The organism is Candidatus Neomarinimicrobiota bacterium (assembly GCA_036476315.1).
Classification (GTDB): Bacteria; Fidelibacterota; Marinisomatia; order Marinisomatales; family S15-B10; genus JAZGBI01.
Genome location: JAZGBI010000098.1, coordinates 114,364 through 131,849 on the forward strand (window position 1 = coordinate 114,364; position 17,486 = coordinate 131,849).

Here is a 17,486-nt window from a genome sequence, read left to right on the forward strand (position 1 = left end):
TCATGAAGGCTTACGACGTCGTCGTTGTCGGGGGAGGCCACGCGGGCGTTGAAGCCGCCCTGGCGGCCGCCCGAATGGGGTGCACCGTCGCCCTCGCCAGCATCGACACGAAGGCCATCGCACGCATGTCATGTAATCCTGCCATCGGAGGGCTCGCCAAGGGCCACCTTGTTCGTGAGATTGACGCTCTTGGAGGAGAAATGGGTCTTGCAGCCGACACCACCGGCATTCAGTTCAAGATGCTCAACACCTCAAAAGGACGGGCCGTACAGTCTCCAAGGGCCCAGATCGATAAGAAGTGCTATGAAGCCTATATGCAACGGGTGGTCTCAGGGCAACCTAACCTCTCCATCATCGAAGCAGAGGCGACACGTGTTTCCGTTGAAGGAAGCCACATACGAGGTCTCATCTTCAATGGCTCCGCCAAGGTAGAGGCGGGCGCCGTTGTGCTTACGTGCGGGACCTTCCTCAACGGGCTAATCCACATCGGCCACCGCAAAATCAGGGCCGGTCGCATGGGCGAGGAAGCCTCCAATGGAATTACGGAATCCCTTGTATCGCTCGGCTTCAGATCGGAACGTCTGAAAACGGGAACTCCCCCCAGGCTCAAGAAATCGTCCATTGATTTCGCTTCCCTCCGCGAACTTCGCGGAGACAGGCCACCGCGCCCTTTCTCATTCAGAACACGATTGTTCTCACCTCCCGACATTCCGTGTCACATAACCCAAACCAATGAAAAGACCCATGACATCATTCGAGCTAATCTTTCGCAATCACCTATCTACTCCGGTGAGATCGTAGGGGTGGGACCCCGGTATTGCCCGTCCATCGAAGACAAGGTGGTCAGGTTCTCTGGAAAGTCATCTCACCAGCTGTTCCTCGAGCCCGAATGGACAGGGGCCTCCCAGATTTACGCCAACGGCTTTTCCACCAGTCTCCCCGAAGAGGTTCAGTTGACCGCTCTCCGCACGGTGCAAGGACTGGAGAATGTCACTTTCCTCCGTCCCGGCTACGCGATTGAATATGACTTTTTCCCCCCCTCCCAGTTGACCGCAAGCCTCGAGACCAAAGACGTTTCCGGCCTCTTCCTCGCGGGCCAAATCAATGGGACTTCCGGCTATGAAGAAGCCGCCGCCCAGGGGCTTCTCGCGGGTATGAACGCCGCCCTCAGCGTAACGGACAGGCCCCCCATCACGCTCACAAGAAGCCAAGCATATGTGGGCGTACTCATAGATGACCTTATCACGAAGGACACGGCCGAGCCTTACCGGATGTTCACGGCCCGTGCCGAACACCGCCTCCTCTTGAGGCACACTAATGCGGACCGCCGCTTGTCTCCCATCGGCTTCTCCGCCGGTCTTCTACACCACGAAGCTTACTCACTCACGTCCAAGAAACTGTCGGTGGTCGATTCGATTGTTGCCCAATTGTGGCGTTCTCACCATACCCACAAGGAGTTAAATTCACTCCTGAAGGGTCACCTCCACCAGGCATTGTCCTCCGCCTCTTACCTCGGATCCCTCCTCAAACGACCCGATGTCTCAGTCACGCTTCTCATGTCTGTCGGCCTCTTTTCTCCACGCTCCGTGCGTCCCCTCCCCCCTTCTGTCGCCCGAGATGTTCTGGATGAAGCCGAAACCATTATCAAGTATGACGGTTATATCAAGCGTCAGAACCGGATGATCCATCGATTAGCAGAAAACGAGACCAAGACCATTCCTTCGTCATTTGACTATTCCTCCTGCACCTCCCTCAGTTCTGAAGCCCGCGAAAAACTCTCAGCAGTGCGTCCTGAAACAGTGGGTCAGGCGTCTCGTATCTCCGGCGTCTCCCCCTCAGATGTTGCAGTTCTTGCCGTTATGCTGGCGGCCTAATGACCCCTGTTTCACGTGAAACAACCCCGCTAAAAGAGGTCTCCCCGTTCATCCGCCACCTCGCCTGGTCGAGTGCGGTGAGGCGGTGGCTCTCCACATACCGCGTTGCCTCTGGACCACCTGCTCCTCTCCGCAGTGTTCACGATTCCCTTCTCTCTTTTCTCCTCATCCTCCTTTCAAGACACGTCCCAAAGCCGCTCCTTTGTCTCACCCCTGCCCCTAACATGGCAGACATTCTTTTCCAACACCTGTCCTACTTGCTCCCTGGACAGATTGGCCGCATCACCCACGACGCACCCACCGCCCCGACCCAGCCGCCCCAAACGATCTCCCTCCATGATGACCAGGCCCTGAATCTCTTCCTCTCCAAGACATTTCTCGTCCTCATTATGCCCGCGCACCTTCTTGAATGGGTCGCTCCCGTGTACGACACTTCCTCTCCTTCCTCCATCGACCTTCACGTGGGTAAGCCTCTTAAACTCCAGAACCTTCAACAAACTCTTGCCTCCTGGCGTTACGAACGTGTGACCACTGTTACCCTTCCTGCAACCTTCGCGAGGCGCGGCGGGATTGTTGACGTTTTTCCGCTCGGCCTCCGCTCCCCTGTCCGGGTGGAACTCCTTGGAAATGAAATCGAATCCTTGAGACCTTTCGACCCCGTGTCCCAGCGAATGCAACCCGGCGCATCCATCGATCAGCTAAGACTCTCCACACCCTGGCGCATCAGGCCCGGCCGTGCGCCCCGGCCTGGCTCCCCACCTTTCCCTCCCCCCCATGTCCTCCCTCTGCACATCACCGACACGGGCCCTCCCCATCTAGTCAACCTGACGCCCCATCCGCCTGGAGAGCACGGCCCCGCCTCCCCGATTGATCTTCGCTGCATGGCGCGAGGTCCCTTCTATGAAAACCGCCCAGTCCTCCTTGCCCTAATCGACCAACTCACTAAAAAACAGGAGGTTACATTCTTTCTCTTTCATGATCATCACCATGGCGGGAAGGCCGCGTCCGATCCAAGTCTTCACGACTTTCATAAGTTGCCGTCTCCTGTCCAGGCGTCCTTCTCGAGCGAGCCGCTGGGGCTGTTCTGCCTCTCTCTTTCCCACATCTACAGGCTTCCCAAGCCCGTGCCTCCTCCCGTTCAACCGCCGTATGTTCAAGCCCAGCAGACTCCCACACCAGTGCTTTCTGGGGATTTCGTCTGGGGAGGTCCTTTGGTTCATGAAGATTTCGGAATAGGCCTCTACCGTGGTCTTACCACCGTGGGAGCCCCGGGAGCCAAACAGGAGTGTGTCTCCATTTTGTATAAAGGCGGCGACCTGGTGCATGTCCCTTTCCACCGTTTAGGCCGGGTTCACCCCTACGTAGGCTCCTCCACCAAGCCTCCTCCGCTGTCAAGTCTTGCTTCCACCAAATGGCAGCGCTTTAAGCAGCAGACCCGCCGCTCTGCCGAAAAAGTCGTGGATGAATTCATCAACCTGTACGCCCTGCGACACAAGTCAAAAGGGTACTCCTTCTCTCAAGACGCAGAGCTCCACGCCGAACTGAAACAGTCTTTCCCTTACACTGAAACTGGGGATCAGATAAGGGCGTACGCGAATGTCTGCGAGGACATGGAAGCTTCAAAGCCTATGGACCGTCTCATTTGTGGCGATGTGGGCTTTGGAAAAACAGAAGTTGCCCTGCGGGCAGCGCTCAAGGCAGCCTATGATAACAAGCAGGTGGCTGTGCTCACGCCAACCACGATACTCGCGAATCAGCATTACATCACCTTCACGGCCAGGCTCGACCCTCTTGGCGTGCGGGTTGCGTTTCTATCCAGATTCACTCCCCCCGCGCAAGCCAGGGAAACCGTTCGTCACCTTGGGCTCGGCCAAGTGGATGTGCTGGTTGGCACACACCGGCTACTCTCCCCCGATATAGAGTTTGCCGACCTCGGTCTGGTCATTGTTGATGAAGAACATCGATTCGGTGCTCGACAAAAAGAGAAGCTTAAGACGCTCCGCACGGAAGTTGATGTTCTTACCATGACCGCCACACCGATACCTAGGACACTTCAGTTTTCACTTCTCGGAATACGCGACGTCTCCAGCATCATGACACCCCCCAGAGAGCGGCTACCAATCGTGACAAAACTCGTGACATTCAGCGAGGACACTGTCCAGAGGGGCGTGATGGCTGAAATCCAGCGGGGCGGACAGGTCTTTTTTGTCAACGATAATGTTAAAACGATTGATGATCTACGCACCCGACTGGAAAGGCTGCTTCCCTCTTTGTCTCTGGGTGTCGCCCATGGTCAACTACCCGGCCGTCAACTGGAAAAAACTATGGTGGGCTTCCTGGGCCGAAAACTGGATGTCCTAATCTGCACCACGATCATAGAATCGGGCATCGACCTGCCCAATGTGAATACAATCTTTGTCAACAATGCTCATCGGTTTGGCCTTTCTCAAATTCACCAGATTCGCGGTCGTGTGGGCAGAAGTGACAAGCAGGCGTTCTGCTATCTTCTTATCCCTCATGACCGGAAATTAACGGCCGCGGCCCTAGATCGCCTCAGAACCATAGAATATCACTCTTCCCTCGGGTCCGGTTATGCCCTCGCCCTCAAAGACCTGGAAATGCGCGGTGCGGGAAACCTCTTCGGCGTTGAACAGTCTGGCCACATTTCATCTGTCGGGTTTTACCTTTTCTGCAAAATCGTTGAGGAGGCCGCAAACCAACGGTTGCAAAAAGATTCTCCTGAACTGGTGCCCCCGACTGCTGACGTCTCATTCAGCGGCAGTGCCATGATTCCTACTTCTTATGTCAGCGAAGTGGGAGACCGGCTCCACTTCTATCGTCGCCTCTCCAGTGCCAAGAACCGAGAAGAGTTAGCAGACGTAGCCGAGGAAATGAAAGACCGCTATGGTCCCTATCCTCCCCCCACAGACAACCTTCTCACTGTTGCTGCGCTCCAGCTTAAAGCGAAAGAAAGATCTGTGACGAGGCTCACCATTTCGCGGCAAGGGATACGGGCCCATTTGGCCCCGTGGGAAGAGCGCAAAGCCCTCCTTGCCTACGTGGAAAATGTGCGGACTCGCTTTGATGCTCTCGGGTGTCCTTTAGAATTCACGCACGATTCAAAAGGTGGCCTGGAGATTATCATTTCAAAAGATTCCAAGGATCCTGCCCATGGACTTAAACTCGCCCAATACCTTTTTGAATCGAGTCCCGACTACTCTAACTTTCGTTGAATGACATATTTCACCTGTTCTCAATTTACATAATCGTGCCTCGTACCACCGGAAGAGTTCTCCCCTGCCTCGTCCTTGGCTCCTTCCTTGCCATCACCGCCTGTGAGAAAAACCCTGAAGAACTGGACTACGTTGCCAGGATTGGCGAGACGCTCTTTACGGAGGCTGATCTTCAAAAAGCCCTCCCCCCCAAATCCTCAAGCCTCGGCCGGGCATCCCTTGTGGAAGACGCAATTCATCAGTGGGCCGAACGGGAACTCCTGTTCCGCGAAGCCGTTCACAAAGGCCTGGACCAGGACATGGATCTTGAGAGGCGTATTGATAATTATCGGAAATCTCTGTACGGAAGCACTTTTCTCGATATCTACCTTTCAGACAGGGTCCTTGTTTCAACGGATGAAGTGAGAGAGCACTATACAAAGAACCGTGACGCGTTCCGCAGAGCTGTTCCTGAAGCCCAGGTTTCTCATTTCCTGCTCCCCACAGAGGATGAAGCTGCGGACGTAAAGAAACGTCTTCTTTCCTACGATGGCGAGGTGCGACAGAATCTCCTCGCGTCACACCGTGTCGATATCAAGACTGTCAGAAAAGGGCAGCTTGTTCCCGAGCTGGATCGACAGCTTTTTGGCTCCCGGCAGCCGCGCGGCGTTTTGGGGCCTGTCCGAACTGCCTATGGGTTCCACGTTCTGGAGGTCCTGGATCTATATCCGGAAGGAACTTACCGCGGTCTTGATGAGGTTTATGACGAAATCTCCCAGCGACTCTTCCGCCTTAAATCCCGGCTCCTCCATTTGCACCTTATGGACAGTTTGAAGGCGGCCTATTCACTCGACATAAATCGAGACTACATCGCCCATGACTGACACCGAGACCACCCGTTCCAAACGAACGCGTCTAGCCGTTCTTTTCCTTTTTGTCTCCAGTTCTTTCCTCTGCGGCCAGGAAACAATCGATGGGATTGCGGCAATCGTCGGAGACAATATCGTTCTAAAAAGCGAATTGGCGGAGCTCGTCTTCAGGTCCGCGCTGGAACTTAAACTGGACCCTCAGCGCGATACTGATCGTTTGAGTAAACTCCAAAAACAGGTTCTTGAGTCCATGATTGACCAGAAGCTTATGCTCGAAATGGCGGAAATCGAGACCGTTGAGGTTAACGATCGTGAGGTTGATGCGGCGCTGGACCAGTACCTTGAATCTCTCGTCGCCCAATACGGATCGGAAGCGCGCGTGGCTGAACTTATGGGAAAGTCCGTCACTGAAATGCGCAGAGAACTCTGGCCGGACATGCATGATCAACTCATCTCCCAGCGGTTTCAGGAAGAATTGCTCAGTGATGTTGCCGTCACCCGGAATGAGGTTGTGACTTTCTATGACGAATACAGAGACAGCCTTCAAGCTCTCCCCACTCTCTACGACATAAGCCACATTCTATTCGGCTTCGCCCCGGGGGAAGAAAGCCGACAGGCTGCATACGATTACATTCGCTCCATACGGAGACGGGTCCTCACGGGGGAAGATTTCGCCGCGCTCGCCCGCGAGTATTCCCAGGATCCCGGCTCCTCACCGCACGGCGGAGAACTAGGGCTCGTCAGCCGGGGAACTCTTGTTCCCGAATTTGAAGAGCTGGCCTTCTCTCTGGAACCCGATGAAACAAGCGCCATTATTAAGACAGGCTTTGGATACCACATCGTGCAGCTCGTGAACAAGGTTGGCGAGAAAATCAACGTCCGCCACATCCTGATTTCCCCTCAGATGTCTGATGCGGACGAGGATAGTGTCTACAGTGCCGCTCTGTCGATCCGGGACAGCATAGTTTCGGGGAATGATTTTTCCACCTTTGCCCAGCGCTACTCCGCTCACGAACTCTCCAGACTGCAGGGCGGAAACCTTGGTTGGGTAAGCCCTTCCACCCTTCCCGTTCCCGAAATGGCCGAGGCTCTTCCCATCCTAACCGTTGGCGATATTTCAGTCCCTATCCGTTCTAACGATGGCTATCACCTTTTGCTTCTCCAGGGTATTAAGGTGGGCGGTTTTCCCGCTTTGTCATCCCATTGGTCTGAAATAGAGACCCTCGCCCTGGCGAAAAAAAAATCCGACTTCTTTTCAGATTGGATAGAAAAAGCTTCAAGTTCTCTTTACATCAAGACGTTCATCCAATAAACCTTCCTCACTCTTCACCCTTCATGTGCCAGCCTCCAGTCCGCAGCATCCTCTGGACACCCCGGGGCGCTGCCACCGCCAGTGAAAATCTTAGACGTTAGACGCTTCACGCACCACGTTTGACATATCCCTGTCCATATTACCCCTACAATCGTTACTCTTTACGCGTTACCTTATATTATATATAACTTGTTGTTTGACATATTATCCACATAAAGTAACAAATCATTATACCGTCTCTTCCTCCCCAAATATCTTATTATTGGTCTTTTGCAGGACCTTCGAAGTTGGTTTATCCACACCCCTTATTATTACTACAATATTGTTTCTAAATATCCTTTATTTATTGTATGAAGAGGAAAAAATTGTTGTGAGTAACTCTATTTATAATTAACATCAATGTCTAGCCTGCGAACCTTGATTTAGTAAAAATTTCAGAGTGTAAGGACAACGATCGATGAAAATTTCCCTTTCCAAGGATGCGCTCCAACAAGCACTACAAAATCTGGCGAAAGCAATGCCGGGAAGATCAACAGTTCCGATCTTGAACAGTGTATTGTTCGAGGCTGAGGAGAACGCCCTTGTGCTTCGGGCAACGGATCTGGAGATCACAATGGTCATACGCCTGAACGTCAATATACGGGAGACGGGAAGCGTTGCGATTCCCCACAGGGTGCTTATGGAGACAACAAACGCGATGCCGGAGACGGACTTGAGCATTGAAGCCGATGAGAAATGGAGAGTAACTATTGACACGGATTTCGGCAGCTACGATATTTCGGGTTCGGACGGGGATGAATTTCCAGCGATCCCCGAAGTGGACGACAAGAAGGAGGTGGTTGTTCCATCTGAAACGCTGGAGAGGCTCATTGGGAAAACGGTATTTGCGTTGAGTTCAGATGAATTGAAGCCAGCATTAATGGGGACACTTTTTGAGTTTCGCGAGGACTCCATCACCGCAGTGGCAACAGATGGACACCGGCTTTCCATATGTTCAAGATCAGACCAGTCATCCGGAGGATACCGGGGTGAAATTATTGTACCAAGGAAGTTCCTGCAACTTGTACTGCAGCACATGCACGAGGAAAAAGAGATTGTCCTGTGGATAGGTGAGAATCACGTGACAGTATCATTTGGCGACATGACAGTCTTTACACGAATCATTGATGAGAGGTACCCGGATTACAGGACCGTGCTGCCTCAAGAGCAGGACAAGATTGTTAAGGCAAACAGAGAGGATCTTCTGGCTGCTGTGAGGCGAGTAGCAATTTTTTCAAATCGCTCTACCAGGCAGATCACCCTCAAGTTTTCGACGGAGGAAAATTCGATCTCCACTGAAGACCCCGAACGGGCCTCGAGTGCAAAGGAAAAGATTGACCTCGAGTACGAAGGTGACGAACTGCTCATAGGATACAACGCAGCATATCTCGGTGATCTGCTGTCCCATCTGGACACCGACAAAGTCATCATGAGGCTTAAGACATCAGTGAGTGCCGGTCTCATTGTTCCAGAAACCCAGGTTGAAAACGAAGAACTGACGATGCTCCTTATGCCAATGCGTACGACAGCTCAATAATCGAGTATTTGCACCACCTATTTTACGCGTCCTCCTAATCTTCTTTACTGGCCCAGCAACCTTGTAACGGTTTGCCGTGCTGAACGAAAAAGCCGGAAGCAATCAAATTTGGAAGAACTTAGCAAAGTACTGACCTCCCTGTTGAGAAAGACGGGGATAGAAAGTGCCGTGTTGCAGAACAAAGCGGTGATTCTGTGGAACGACGTTGTGGGTGAACCCATTTCGAAGAACACCATACCGGAGGAGGTTAAGCAGGGGACCCTTATCGTAAGGGTCTCCACGCCGGTCTGGAGGAATGAACTCATTTTCAAGAAACAGGAGATCATAGAGAAACTGAACAGAGCTCTCGGACGGAAAATCATCAAGGATATTAAGCTCATATGAACGCGAAAGGGAAAGTTGTAGCAAACAGGGACGTGCAGGACTACGGCGCCGAAAAAATCACAGTTTTGAAGGGGCTTAAGGGTGTCCGGAGGCGCCCCGCCATGTATATTGGTGATACGGGAAAAAGAGGTCTCCATCACTTGATTAATGAAGTTGTGGATAACAGCATTGACGAAGCGCTGGTCGGCTTCTGCAGCAAAATTGTGGTGACGCTGAACAAGGATGAGTCCGTGACCGTGGAGGACAACGGCCGGGGCATCCCCGTAGAAATGCACAAACAAGAGAAGATCCCAGCCTTGGAGCTTGTTATGACAGTACTCCATGCGGGCGGCAAGTTTGATAAAGGTACATACAAGGTGTCGGGAGGTCTGCACGGCGTTGGTGTCTCGGTTGTGAATGCCCTGTCGGATCACTTCGAAGCAGAGATTCACAGAGGGGGGAAAATCTACCGGCAGAGATATGAGCGAGGGAAGGCCGTATCAAAGGTGGAGGTGGTGGGGACATCAAAAAAGACGGGAACAAAAATCACATTTCACCCGGACAAAGAAATCTTTGAGTCCATAGAATGGCACAGGGAAGTTATAGCGGACCGGTTGAGGGAGCTCGCGTACCTCAACAACAATCTTGAGATAGTAATTGCAGATGTGCGGGGAGACGAAATCGAGGAGGAGTCGTTCCGGTATGAGGGAGGTCTTGAAGATTTCGTGGTGTTTCTCGATGGGGGCGCCCAGGCCCTTCACAAAGAGATCATTACGGTGAAGCGCGAAGAGGGGCAGGTCCCTATTGATGTGGCACTTCGGTACAATGACGGATACAGTCAGAACATCCTCTCTTTTGTGAACAATATTAATACAGTGGAAGGGGGAACTCATCTGGCGGGATTCCGGTCTGGCCTTACCCGGGCTATGAACACCTATGTCGCGAGGAATAATTTATTGAAAGGGAGCAAGGGAGAAAAAGTAATGCTAACGGGGGAGGACTTTCGTGAGGGATTGACGGCTATTATTTCGGTGAAAGTAGCTGAACCACAGTTTGAAGGTCAGACAAAAACAAAGCTTGGCAACGGAGAGGTAAAAGGGCTCGTTGACTCCAGCGTGTTCGAGGGACTGCAGGAGTTCCTGGAACAGCACCCTGCCGTTGGGAAGAGGATCATAGGGAAGGCCGTCATTGCAGCCGCGAGCAGAATAGCGGCAAGGAAGGCCCGGGAACTGATACGCCGGAAGAGTGGCCTTGAGGGAGGTTCGCTTCCCGGCAAACTCGCAGACTGTTCCAGCAAGGACCCAGCCATCTGTGAATTATATCTGGTGGAGGGGGATTCTGCGGGTGGATCGGCAAAGCAGGCAAGAGACCGGAGATTTCAAGCGATACTGCCACTTCGGGGAAAGGTGATTAATGCAGAAAAGGCGCGTATAGACCGGTTACTGTCAAATAATGAAATTCAGGCCATTGTGACCGCGCTGGGAACGGGTTTTGGAGGGGACTCAGACGATGAGGCCGAGCGCTCCGGCGCAGATTTTGATCTGACAAAGCTCCGTTACTACAAGATCATACTCATGACAGACGCCGATGTGGATGGGAGTCACATCCGAACGTTACTTCTCACGTTTCTTTATCGTCGCATGTCCGAGCTGATCACCAACAGCCATGTCTATATTGCTCAACCACCGCTTTATAGAATATGGCAGGGATCGAAGGAACAGTATGCATATGAAGACGCGGAGAGAGATATCATCATAGAACGGTTCAGAAGGGAGAACAAGACCAAAAAGATCGAAGTTCAACGGTACAAAGGACTGGGAGAAATGAATCCCGATCAGCTCTGGACCACCACAATGGATCCCGACAGACGGACGCTGCTTCAGGTAACCATCGATGATGGGTCTGAGGCGGCAAAGACATTCACTGACCTCATGGGAAGCGATGTTCAGGCCCGCAGGCATTTCATTGAAAGTAACGCCCAGTTTGTCTCCTACCTGGACATCTAACAGACGAGCATAGTATGGATATTGCCCGGGAAAACATCATAGGCCGCGACATTGTTGATGAGATGCGGGAGAGTTATCTCAACTACTCCATGTCCGTCATCGTCGCCAGGGCCCTTCCTGATGTTCGGGATGGCCTCAAACCCGTCCACAGGAGAATTCTGTACGGGATGAATGAGTTGGGACTCCATTGGAACCGTGGATATAAAAAGTGTGCCCGTATCGTGGGCGATGTCCTGGGGAAGTACCACCCACACGGCGATACGTCCGTCTACTTTTCCCTGGTGCGAATGGCGCAGCTTTTTGCCATGCGGTATCCCCTGGTGGACGGTCAGGGAAACTTCGGCTCGGTTGATGGCGACAATGCAGCTGCCATGCGGTACACCGAGGCAAGAATGACTCGCCTGGGAGGAGAAAGCCTCCGTGATCTTGAGAAAGAGACGGTCCGCTGGACTGCCAATTTTGACGAGACCCTTGAAGAGCCAGCTGTTCTTCCCACAGTCATACCCAACTTACTCGTCAACGGGGCTGAGGGAATCGCCGTGGGCATGGCAACCAAAATCCCTCCACACAATCTTACAGAAGTAACGGACGGATTGATTGCCATTATTGAGAATCCCGAGATGACGGTGGACGAAGTAATGGGATATATAAAAGGCCCCGATCTGCCCACAGGCGCCATAATTGAAGGCGTGGAGGGAATCAGGGAGGCCTATGAAACTGGCCGGGGAAAGATCACCATGACGGCCCGGGCCTTCATAGAAACAAACAAACAGGGGAGGTCGAGTATTATTGTAAGTGAGATACCCTATCAGATCAACAAATCAAATCTGCTCGAGAAAATAGCGCAGTTGGTTCGGGCGAAGAAAATTTCCGGCATTTCCGATTTCCGGGATGAATCCGACAAGGAAGGAATCCGGATTGTCATTGAAACAAAGAGGGATGCAATTCCCGAGGTCGTTCTCAATCAACTCTATGTAAACACCCAGCTGAGGGAGACCTTTGGGATAATTCTTCTGGCTCTCGTGGACGGCGTGCCGAAAGTCCTTTCGTTGAAGGAAATGATGCAGCTGTTTATCGATCATCGACATGATGTGGTAACGAGGCGGACAGAATATGATTTGAGACAGGCGGAGGAAAGAGCCCATATTCTGGAGGGCCTCAAAGTTGCCCTCGACAACATCGATGACGTGATCGCTCTTATTCGTGGGAGAAAAGACCCCAAAGATGCTAAGGAAGGCCTGATGGAGAATTTTGACCTGTCTGACAAGCAGGCACAGGCGATCCTTGAGATGAGACTTCAGAGGTTGACAAGCCTGGAAGTGGAGAAAGTGGTTGAGGAATACAAGGAGACAATTAAGCTACTTGCGAAGCTGCGGGGCATTCTGGACAGTAAGGCGCAACGGATGGCGATTATTAAGGAGGAATTGGAGGGGATTCGGGAACTTTACGGCGATGAGCGCCGAACGGAAATCGCACCCGTGGGAACCTCTTTTTCCGTTGAGGACATGATTGCCGAGGAGGACGTGGTCCTTACGATCACGCACAACGGCTATATCAAGCGGACGTCGACGTCGACGTACCGTCGTCAGCGCCGGGGCGGGCGTGGACTCCAGGGAGCCGGCATGAGAGAAGATGATTTCGTTGAGCATCTTTTCATCGCAAACACGCACGACTATCTGCTCTTTTTTACAGACCGGGGGAAGTGTTACTGGCTTAAGGTGCATCAGGTTCCACTGGGAGGCCGGGCGACTCAGGGCCGGGCCATCGTAAACCTTATTGAATGTGAACCAGGGGAAAGGGTGGAAGCCTTCGTATCCGTCAAAGAGTTTGATGAACAACGATTCATCATCATGGCAACGGAAAGGGGCCTTGTCAAGAAAACCAAGCTGTCTGCATACGGACACCCCCGGAAGGGTGGCATCTATGCCATCGACATTCAGGAAGGTGACAAGCTGATTGACGCCAAGATCACGGAGGGGGACAATGACGTGCTCCTCGGAACAAGAGAGGGAAAAGCGATCCGTTTTTCCGAGAGGGATGTGCGGCCCATGGGCAGAAAAACGAGGGGTGTCATCGGCATCCGCCTCGCATCGAAGAAAAACCGTGTGCTGGGAATGGTCGTCGTTCGGAGGGAAGGGACGATTCTGGTTGCCACAAAGAACGGGTATGGGAAGCGCACCGATGTTTTGCAGTACCGGGTTCAGAAGCGAGGCGGTATGGGAATCATGACCATGCGGACAACAGAAAAAGTGGGGAAAATGGTATCGATTATGGAGGTGGTTGAGACGGACGATCTCATGGTCATTACAGATCGGGGCGTCCTCATACGACAGCCGATATCGACCATCAGGACTATCGGACGTGTAACTCAAGGGGTGAAATTGATACGCCTGGATAAAAATGATAAGATTTCCACGGTGACGCGCGTGGTTCGTGAGGAACAGGAGGAAGAAGAAGGAGAGACGGTTAATAATGGGGAAAACAAGGAAGAGCCGTCCTCTACCGGTGCAGTAGAAAATAACGCGTGATCAGTCCCGCCGCCCTTCAATCGGTTGCGCAGAGGATCGCCAAGGCCCGATCCCACGCCGGCCGGGGAAACGAACCCCCCATAGAAATTGTGGCCGTTACCAAAGCATTCCCCCCCCAGGTCATTCTAAGCGCGTACGAAGCAGGTATCAAATCCATTGGGGAAAATCGCGTGCAGGAGGCCGAGGCCAAGTTCAAACAGATCCCCCCCCTTCCTGGAATGAAACGAAGACTCATCGGACACCTCCAGTCTAATAAAACACGGATGGCCGTGAGGATATTCGATGCTATTGACTCACTGGATTCCGTGAAACTCGCACGAAAAGTGGCCAGATGTTCTGAAGAAGAAGACAAGGAAATGGCCGCCCTTATTCAGGTTAATACTGGAGAGGATCCGGCCAAATTTGGGTTCCATGCCCACGAGACGGAGGAGATGCTTGAAGTGATGGCTATGGAGGGACTTCGCGTCGATGGTTTAATGACCATTGGGACGTTAACCGAAGATGAGTCGGAGATTAGAAGAACCTTCCGCGGGCTCTGGAAGTTGAAGGAAGACTTAAACGGTCAGGCGCCGAGAGAAAGACAGCTCATTCATCTCTCGATGGGCATGAGCGCGGACTACGAACTGGCGGTGGAAGAAGGGGCGACCATGCTGAGGCTGGGGACAGTGCTCTTTGGACCAAGGCCGGCATAGTACAATGGTTTTCTATCTTCCTCACGGTGCCGAAGCCTACCAGGGGGCATTTCCAGTGACACACAGGGCAGGAAAGCGGCTTGGGTCGCATTCTGTTATGGAGAGTGAAAGGGGAACAGTTATTTCACCGGACGAACTGTCTCCCGAGATCATACAGCCCCAAAACTTCATAGACCTGCAGGAGGCCCGGGATCTTAAACGATTTTGGTTGATAGACCTTGTAACAGGGGCGGACGCGCTGGTGCAGATTATTGACCATCGCAACTTGTCGGGGATTAATCCTCTGGCTGGAAAAACGCCCATTGGATATCGTCCCCGGTTTCCAGATATGGGGCGGATTTATGTCAGGGAAAGCGTGGGACTTCCCCAGCGCGTTGTGAGCACAGTGGGGCCAGAGAGATTCCATGGGGAGGTGAGGGAGAACATGTCGGAAATAACCGCCCACGTGGCCCTATGTGCGGCTTATGCCGGGATGGAGGTCATGGCCATGGGGTGGAACAGGAGTCGGGATCCCCACGGCAAAGTTCTCGCCCAGTTCATATCAAACGTCATAGAGAGAATCGATGCAGTCTGACCTTCTCTTCTTATTTGTACAACCGAGATGAGAGAAGTAGAGTCCATACCGGCATACTTATTGAAGCAGGCGGAACAGCAGCCCGAAGTGGCTGCTGTCCGTTACAGAAAAGAGGGGGAATGGCGTACGGTCACCTGGTCAGACTACGCTACAGAGGTGGAGCAGGCTGGTCGAGCGTTGATAAGTCTTGGACTTGAGCCAATGGGGAAGGTCTGTATTCTTGGATATAACAGGCCGGAATGGGTGATCTTCGATCTGGCCGCCATGATGGCCGGGGGAGTTCCCGCAGGCATCTATGAAACGAGCTCACCCGAGGGGGTTGCGTACATACTTTCCCATTCGGAGGCGACGATCGTGCTGGTTGAGAACACTATTCAGTTGGAAAAGATCCTGGGAGAGAGAAAAAGTCTCCCGAAACTGAGGCAGGTGATCCTCATGAAGGGGGCGACAAGCGACGACCCCATGGTTCTTGGATGGGAAGAGTTTCTCGGGAGAGGAGATAGCGTTCAGCTGAAGGAGCTTGAGGAGCGAGGGGAGAAAATTGAGCCGGGCGACCTTGCGACGCTCATCTATACCTCGGGGACGACAGGCCCGCCCAAGGCGGTTATGCTGTCCCATCGAAATCTAATCTGGACGGCACAGACGGCCATCGACATGTTCGAAATCACCACCGAAGACTCCTCCCTTTCCTATCTACCCCTATCACATATTGCCGAACAAATGTTCACGATTCACGCACCCATGATCGCAGGTTGGAAGGTCGATTTTGCGGAGAGTCAGGAGAAAGCGGCGGAAAACCTGCGTGATGTTCAGCCCACCATCTTCTTCGGTGTACCGCGGGTATGGGAGAAAGTGTTTGCTGCCGTCTATCCCAAGCTCCAGGATGTGGGAGGAGCGAAGAAGGGCCTTCTCAGTTGGGCCCGGTGGGTGGCGAGCAAGGTTCATGGCGTGAGAAACGAAGGAGGAGAAGTGGGATGGGGAACCCGGCTTCAGTTCGGAATTGCCCGCAAGCTCGTCCTCTCGAAGTTGAAATATGCAATGGGCTTGGGGAGAGCCCGTTTTTGTGTGACCGGCGCAGCTCCCATATCGGCGACCGTCCTGGAGTTCTTTGCGAGCGTCGATATTCCCATTCTCGAGGTCTACGGACAATCAGAGGGGAGCGGACCGACATCCTTCAATCGGTGGGGACAGACACGCTACGGTTCTGTGGGTCCACCTCTCCCTGGCACTGAGGTGAAAACGGCGGAAGATGGAGAAATCCTTCTGAAGGGGCCAAATGTTTTTCCAGGATATTTCAAGGACGAGGCTGCGACGGCTGACACACTGGTTAACAGATGGCTCCATTCAGGAGACTTGGGCAAGTTTGACGAAGACGGCTTTCTATGGATCACGGGTCGGAAGAAGGATATCATCGTCACGTCTGGCGGCAAAAACATTGCCCCGGCGTATATTGAAGGATTGCTCCAAGATAGCGACCTTGTTGAACAGGCAATTGTGATCGGCGACGGAAGAAAATATCTTACCGCCTTGATTGTTGTTGATGAGCAGGCCACTGGGGGAGATGAGGGAAAAAAGGCAAGCGGAAACAAAGAAATACTGGATCAGGTCCAGGAAGAGATTGCCCGGGTGAACTCCCGGGTTTCGAGAGTCGAGAATATTCGCAAGTTCCGGATTCTCGGCCGTCCACTCATGCAGGAGAAAGGTGAGCTCACTCCTACGTTGAAAATGGTTCGACACGTGATTGCGGAAAACTGGGTGGCCCTGATCGAGGAAATGTATGAGGAAGACAACTGAACCAAGAAGCCTCCGGAGGCAACCGGAGGCTTTTGTATGAATTACGATTTATTTTAGTTGTCGGCAATCTCAGCTGATCTCAACCTCGATCTCTTTCGCCTTCAGAGGCTTGGAACGGGGCAGGGAAACAGTCAGGACGCCATCTTTATAGTTGGCCTTGATATTTTTTTCCGTTGCCTCGTCAGGCAGGCGAAATGAGCGGGAGAACCGGCCGTAACGCGATTCCCTGTAGCTGTAACGATCGCCGTTTTTTGACTCCTCATCCTTCTTCTCCCCGGAAATGGTCAGCACACCGTCTTTAGCTGCGACATGAAAATCTGACTTCTTCATCCCCGGAGCCTCAACACGCACCTCGTGTTCCTTCTCCTTCTCCACAACATCGAAGGAGGGCAACCAGTCCGCATCATGAAAGCGTGAAGGATGAACGGGCCAGCGAGCGAAGGAATCGAAAAATCGATCCGTCTCATCGGCCCAGGAGTCAATACCGAAGGGCCTTAACAAGCTGCTTCTAGGTGTCCATTTAATCAGGTTCATTTTTCTTTCTCCTTGACTTAATTGGTCTGTTTTCGATCTTCACGCTTTATCATTATGCAACGGGTATGCCAGGTAGCCGATTGTGGCGAAACGTCATCTCCCACAGCCGTACTGTCAGAAATGACCTGAAACAAAGTCACCCATTCTGACCT

13 protein-coding genes and 1 pseudogene are annotated in these 17,486 nt (G+C 52.7%); 12 read left to right on the forward strand and 2 right to left on the reverse strand.

Features of this window, described 5'->3' with window-relative positions; all coding sequences use genetic code 11:
- Positions 1–2: 2 nt before the first annotated feature.
- Positions 3–1,874, forward strand: coding sequence for a tRNA uridine-5-carboxymethylaminomethyl(34) synthesis enzyme MnmG (mnmG, locus tag V3U24_10235; GenBank protein MEE9167820.1), 1,872 nt, complete (start codon positions 3–5; stop codon positions 1,872–1,874).
- Between the two features lie 389 nt (positions 1,875–2,263).
- Positions 2,264–2,488: pseudogene (locus V3U24_10240) on the forward strand (hypothetical protein).
- 312 nt (positions 2,489–2,800) lie between these two features.
- Here V3U24_10240 and V3U24_10245 read toward each other — a convergent pair.
- The gene (locus tag V3U24_10245; GenBank protein MEE9167821.1) at positions 2,801–3,094 is read right to left on the reverse strand and encodes a hypothetical protein; all 294 of its coding nucleotides are present in this window, start codon (positions 3,092–3,094) and stop codon (positions 2,801–2,803) included.
- On the opposite strand from V3U24_10245, the gene V3U24_10250 reads away from it, so the two are divergent.
- The 10 genes from V3U24_10250 to V3U24_10295 all read left to right on the forward strand — a co-directional run bounded on the left by V3U24_10250 (position 3,086) and on the right by V3U24_10295 (position 16,800).
- Positions 3,086–5,107 carry a DEAD/DEAH box helicase gene (locus tag V3U24_10250; GenBank protein MEE9167822.1) on the forward strand — a complete coding sequence of 674 codons (2,022 nt, stop codon included), beginning with the start codon at positions 3,086–3,088 and terminating at the stop codon, positions 5,105–5,107. The genes V3U24_10245 and V3U24_10250 overlap by 9 nt on opposite strands.
- A gap of 35 nt (positions 5,108–5,142) precedes the next feature.
- On the forward strand, positions 5,143–5,970 hold the full coding sequence (locus tag V3U24_10255) for a peptidyl-prolyl cis-trans isomerase (GenBank protein MEE9167823.1): 828 nt from the start codon (positions 5,143–5,145) through the stop codon (positions 5,968–5,970).
- Positions 5,963–7,267: a peptidylprolyl isomerase gene (locus V3U24_10260; GenBank protein ID MEE9167824.1), complete on the forward strand. Its 1,305-nt coding sequence runs from the start codon at positions 5,963–5,965 to the stop codon at positions 7,265–7,267. Before V3U24_10255 ends, V3U24_10260 begins: the two co-directional genes overlap by 8 nt.
- A gap of 457 nt (positions 7,268–7,724) precedes the next feature.
- A complete protein-coding gene (gene dnaN / locus V3U24_10265; protein MEE9167825.1) occupies positions 7,725–8,843 on the forward strand; it encodes a DNA polymerase III subunit beta in 1,119 nt (372 codons plus the stop codon).
- A 108-nt stretch (positions 8,844–8,951) separates the two neighbouring features.
- Positions 8,952–9,227 carry a DUF721 domain-containing protein gene (locus V3U24_10270; GenBank protein ID MEE9167826.1) on the forward strand — a complete coding sequence of 92 codons (276 nt, stop codon included), beginning with the start codon at positions 8,952–8,954 and terminating at the stop codon, positions 9,225–9,227.
- Positions 9,224–11,212, forward strand: coding sequence for a DNA topoisomerase (ATP-hydrolyzing) subunit B (gene gyrB, locus V3U24_10275; GenBank protein MEE9167827.1), 1,989 nt, complete (start codon positions 9,224–9,226; stop codon positions 11,210–11,212). The genes V3U24_10270 and gyrB overlap by 4 nt, the downstream gene beginning before the upstream one ends.
- Positions 11,213–11,226: 14 nt before the next feature.
- The gene (gyrA, locus tag V3U24_10280; protein ID MEE9167828.1) at positions 11,227–13,740 is read left to right on the forward strand and encodes a DNA gyrase subunit A; all 2,514 of its coding nucleotides are present in this window, start codon (positions 11,227–11,229) and stop codon (positions 13,738–13,740) included.
- Positions 13,737–14,432, forward strand: a complete 696-nt coding sequence (locus V3U24_10285; GenBank protein MEE9167829.1) for a YggS family pyridoxal phosphate-dependent enzyme — start codon at positions 13,737–13,739, stop codon at positions 14,430–14,432. The genes gyrA and V3U24_10285 overlap by 4 nt, the downstream gene beginning before the upstream one ends.
- A gap of 4 nt (positions 14,433–14,436) precedes the next feature.
- A complete protein-coding gene (locus tag V3U24_10290; protein ID MEE9167830.1) occupies positions 14,437–15,006 on the forward strand; it encodes a hypothetical protein in 570 nt (189 codons plus the stop codon).
- A 27-nt stretch (positions 15,007–15,033) separates the two neighbouring features.
- Positions 15,034–16,800, forward strand: coding sequence for a long-chain fatty acid--CoA ligase (locus V3U24_10295; GenBank protein ID MEE9167831.1), 1,767 nt, complete (start codon positions 15,034–15,036; stop codon positions 16,798–16,800).
- A 69-nt stretch (positions 16,801–16,869) separates the two neighbouring features.
- Here V3U24_10295 and V3U24_10300 read toward each other — a convergent pair whose 3' ends face one another.
- Positions 16,870–17,334, reverse strand: a complete 465-nt coding sequence (locus V3U24_10300) for an Hsp20/alpha crystallin family protein (protein ID MEE9167832.1) — start codon at positions 17,332–17,334, stop codon at positions 16,870–16,872.
- Between the last annotated feature and the right edge of the window lie 152 nt (positions 17,335–17,486).

What these genes read in the sequence shown, in the direction of transcription:
- mnmG (MEE9167820.1), top strand. Translation starts at nt 3, where the DNA reads ATGAAGGCTTACGACGTCGTCGTTGTCGGGGGAGGCCACGCGGGCGTT.
- V3U24_10245 (MEE9167821.1), bottom strand. Translation starts at nt 3,094, where the DNA reads ATGAACCAAAGGACCTCCCCAGACGAAATCCCCAGAAAGCACTGGTGT.
- V3U24_10260 (MEE9167824.1), top strand. Translation starts at nt 5,963, where the DNA reads ATGACTGACACCGAGACCACCCGTTCCAAACGAACGCGTCTAGCCGTT.
- dnaN (MEE9167825.1), top strand. Translation starts at nt 7,725, where the DNA reads ATGAAAATTTCCCTTTCCAAGGATGCGCTCCAACAAGCACTACAAAAT.
- gyrB (MEE9167827.1), top strand. Translation starts at nt 9,224, where the DNA reads ATGAACGCGAAAGGGAAAGTTGTAGCAAACAGGGACGTGCAGGACTAC.
- gyrA (MEE9167828.1), top strand. Translation starts at nt 11,227, where the DNA reads ATGGATATTGCCCGGGAAAACATCATAGGCCGCGACATTGTTGATGAG.
- V3U24_10290 (MEE9167830.1), top strand. Translation starts at nt 14,437, where the DNA reads ATGGTTTTCTATCTTCCTCACGGTGCCGAAGCCTACCAGGGGGCATTT.
- V3U24_10295 (MEE9167831.1), top strand. Translation starts at nt 15,034, where the DNA reads ATGAGAGAAGTAGAGTCCATACCGGCATACTTATTGAAGCAGGCGGAA.
- V3U24_10300 (MEE9167832.1), bottom strand. Translation starts at nt 17,334, where the DNA reads ATGAACCTGATTAAATGGACACCTAGAAGCAGCTTGTTAAGGCCCTTC.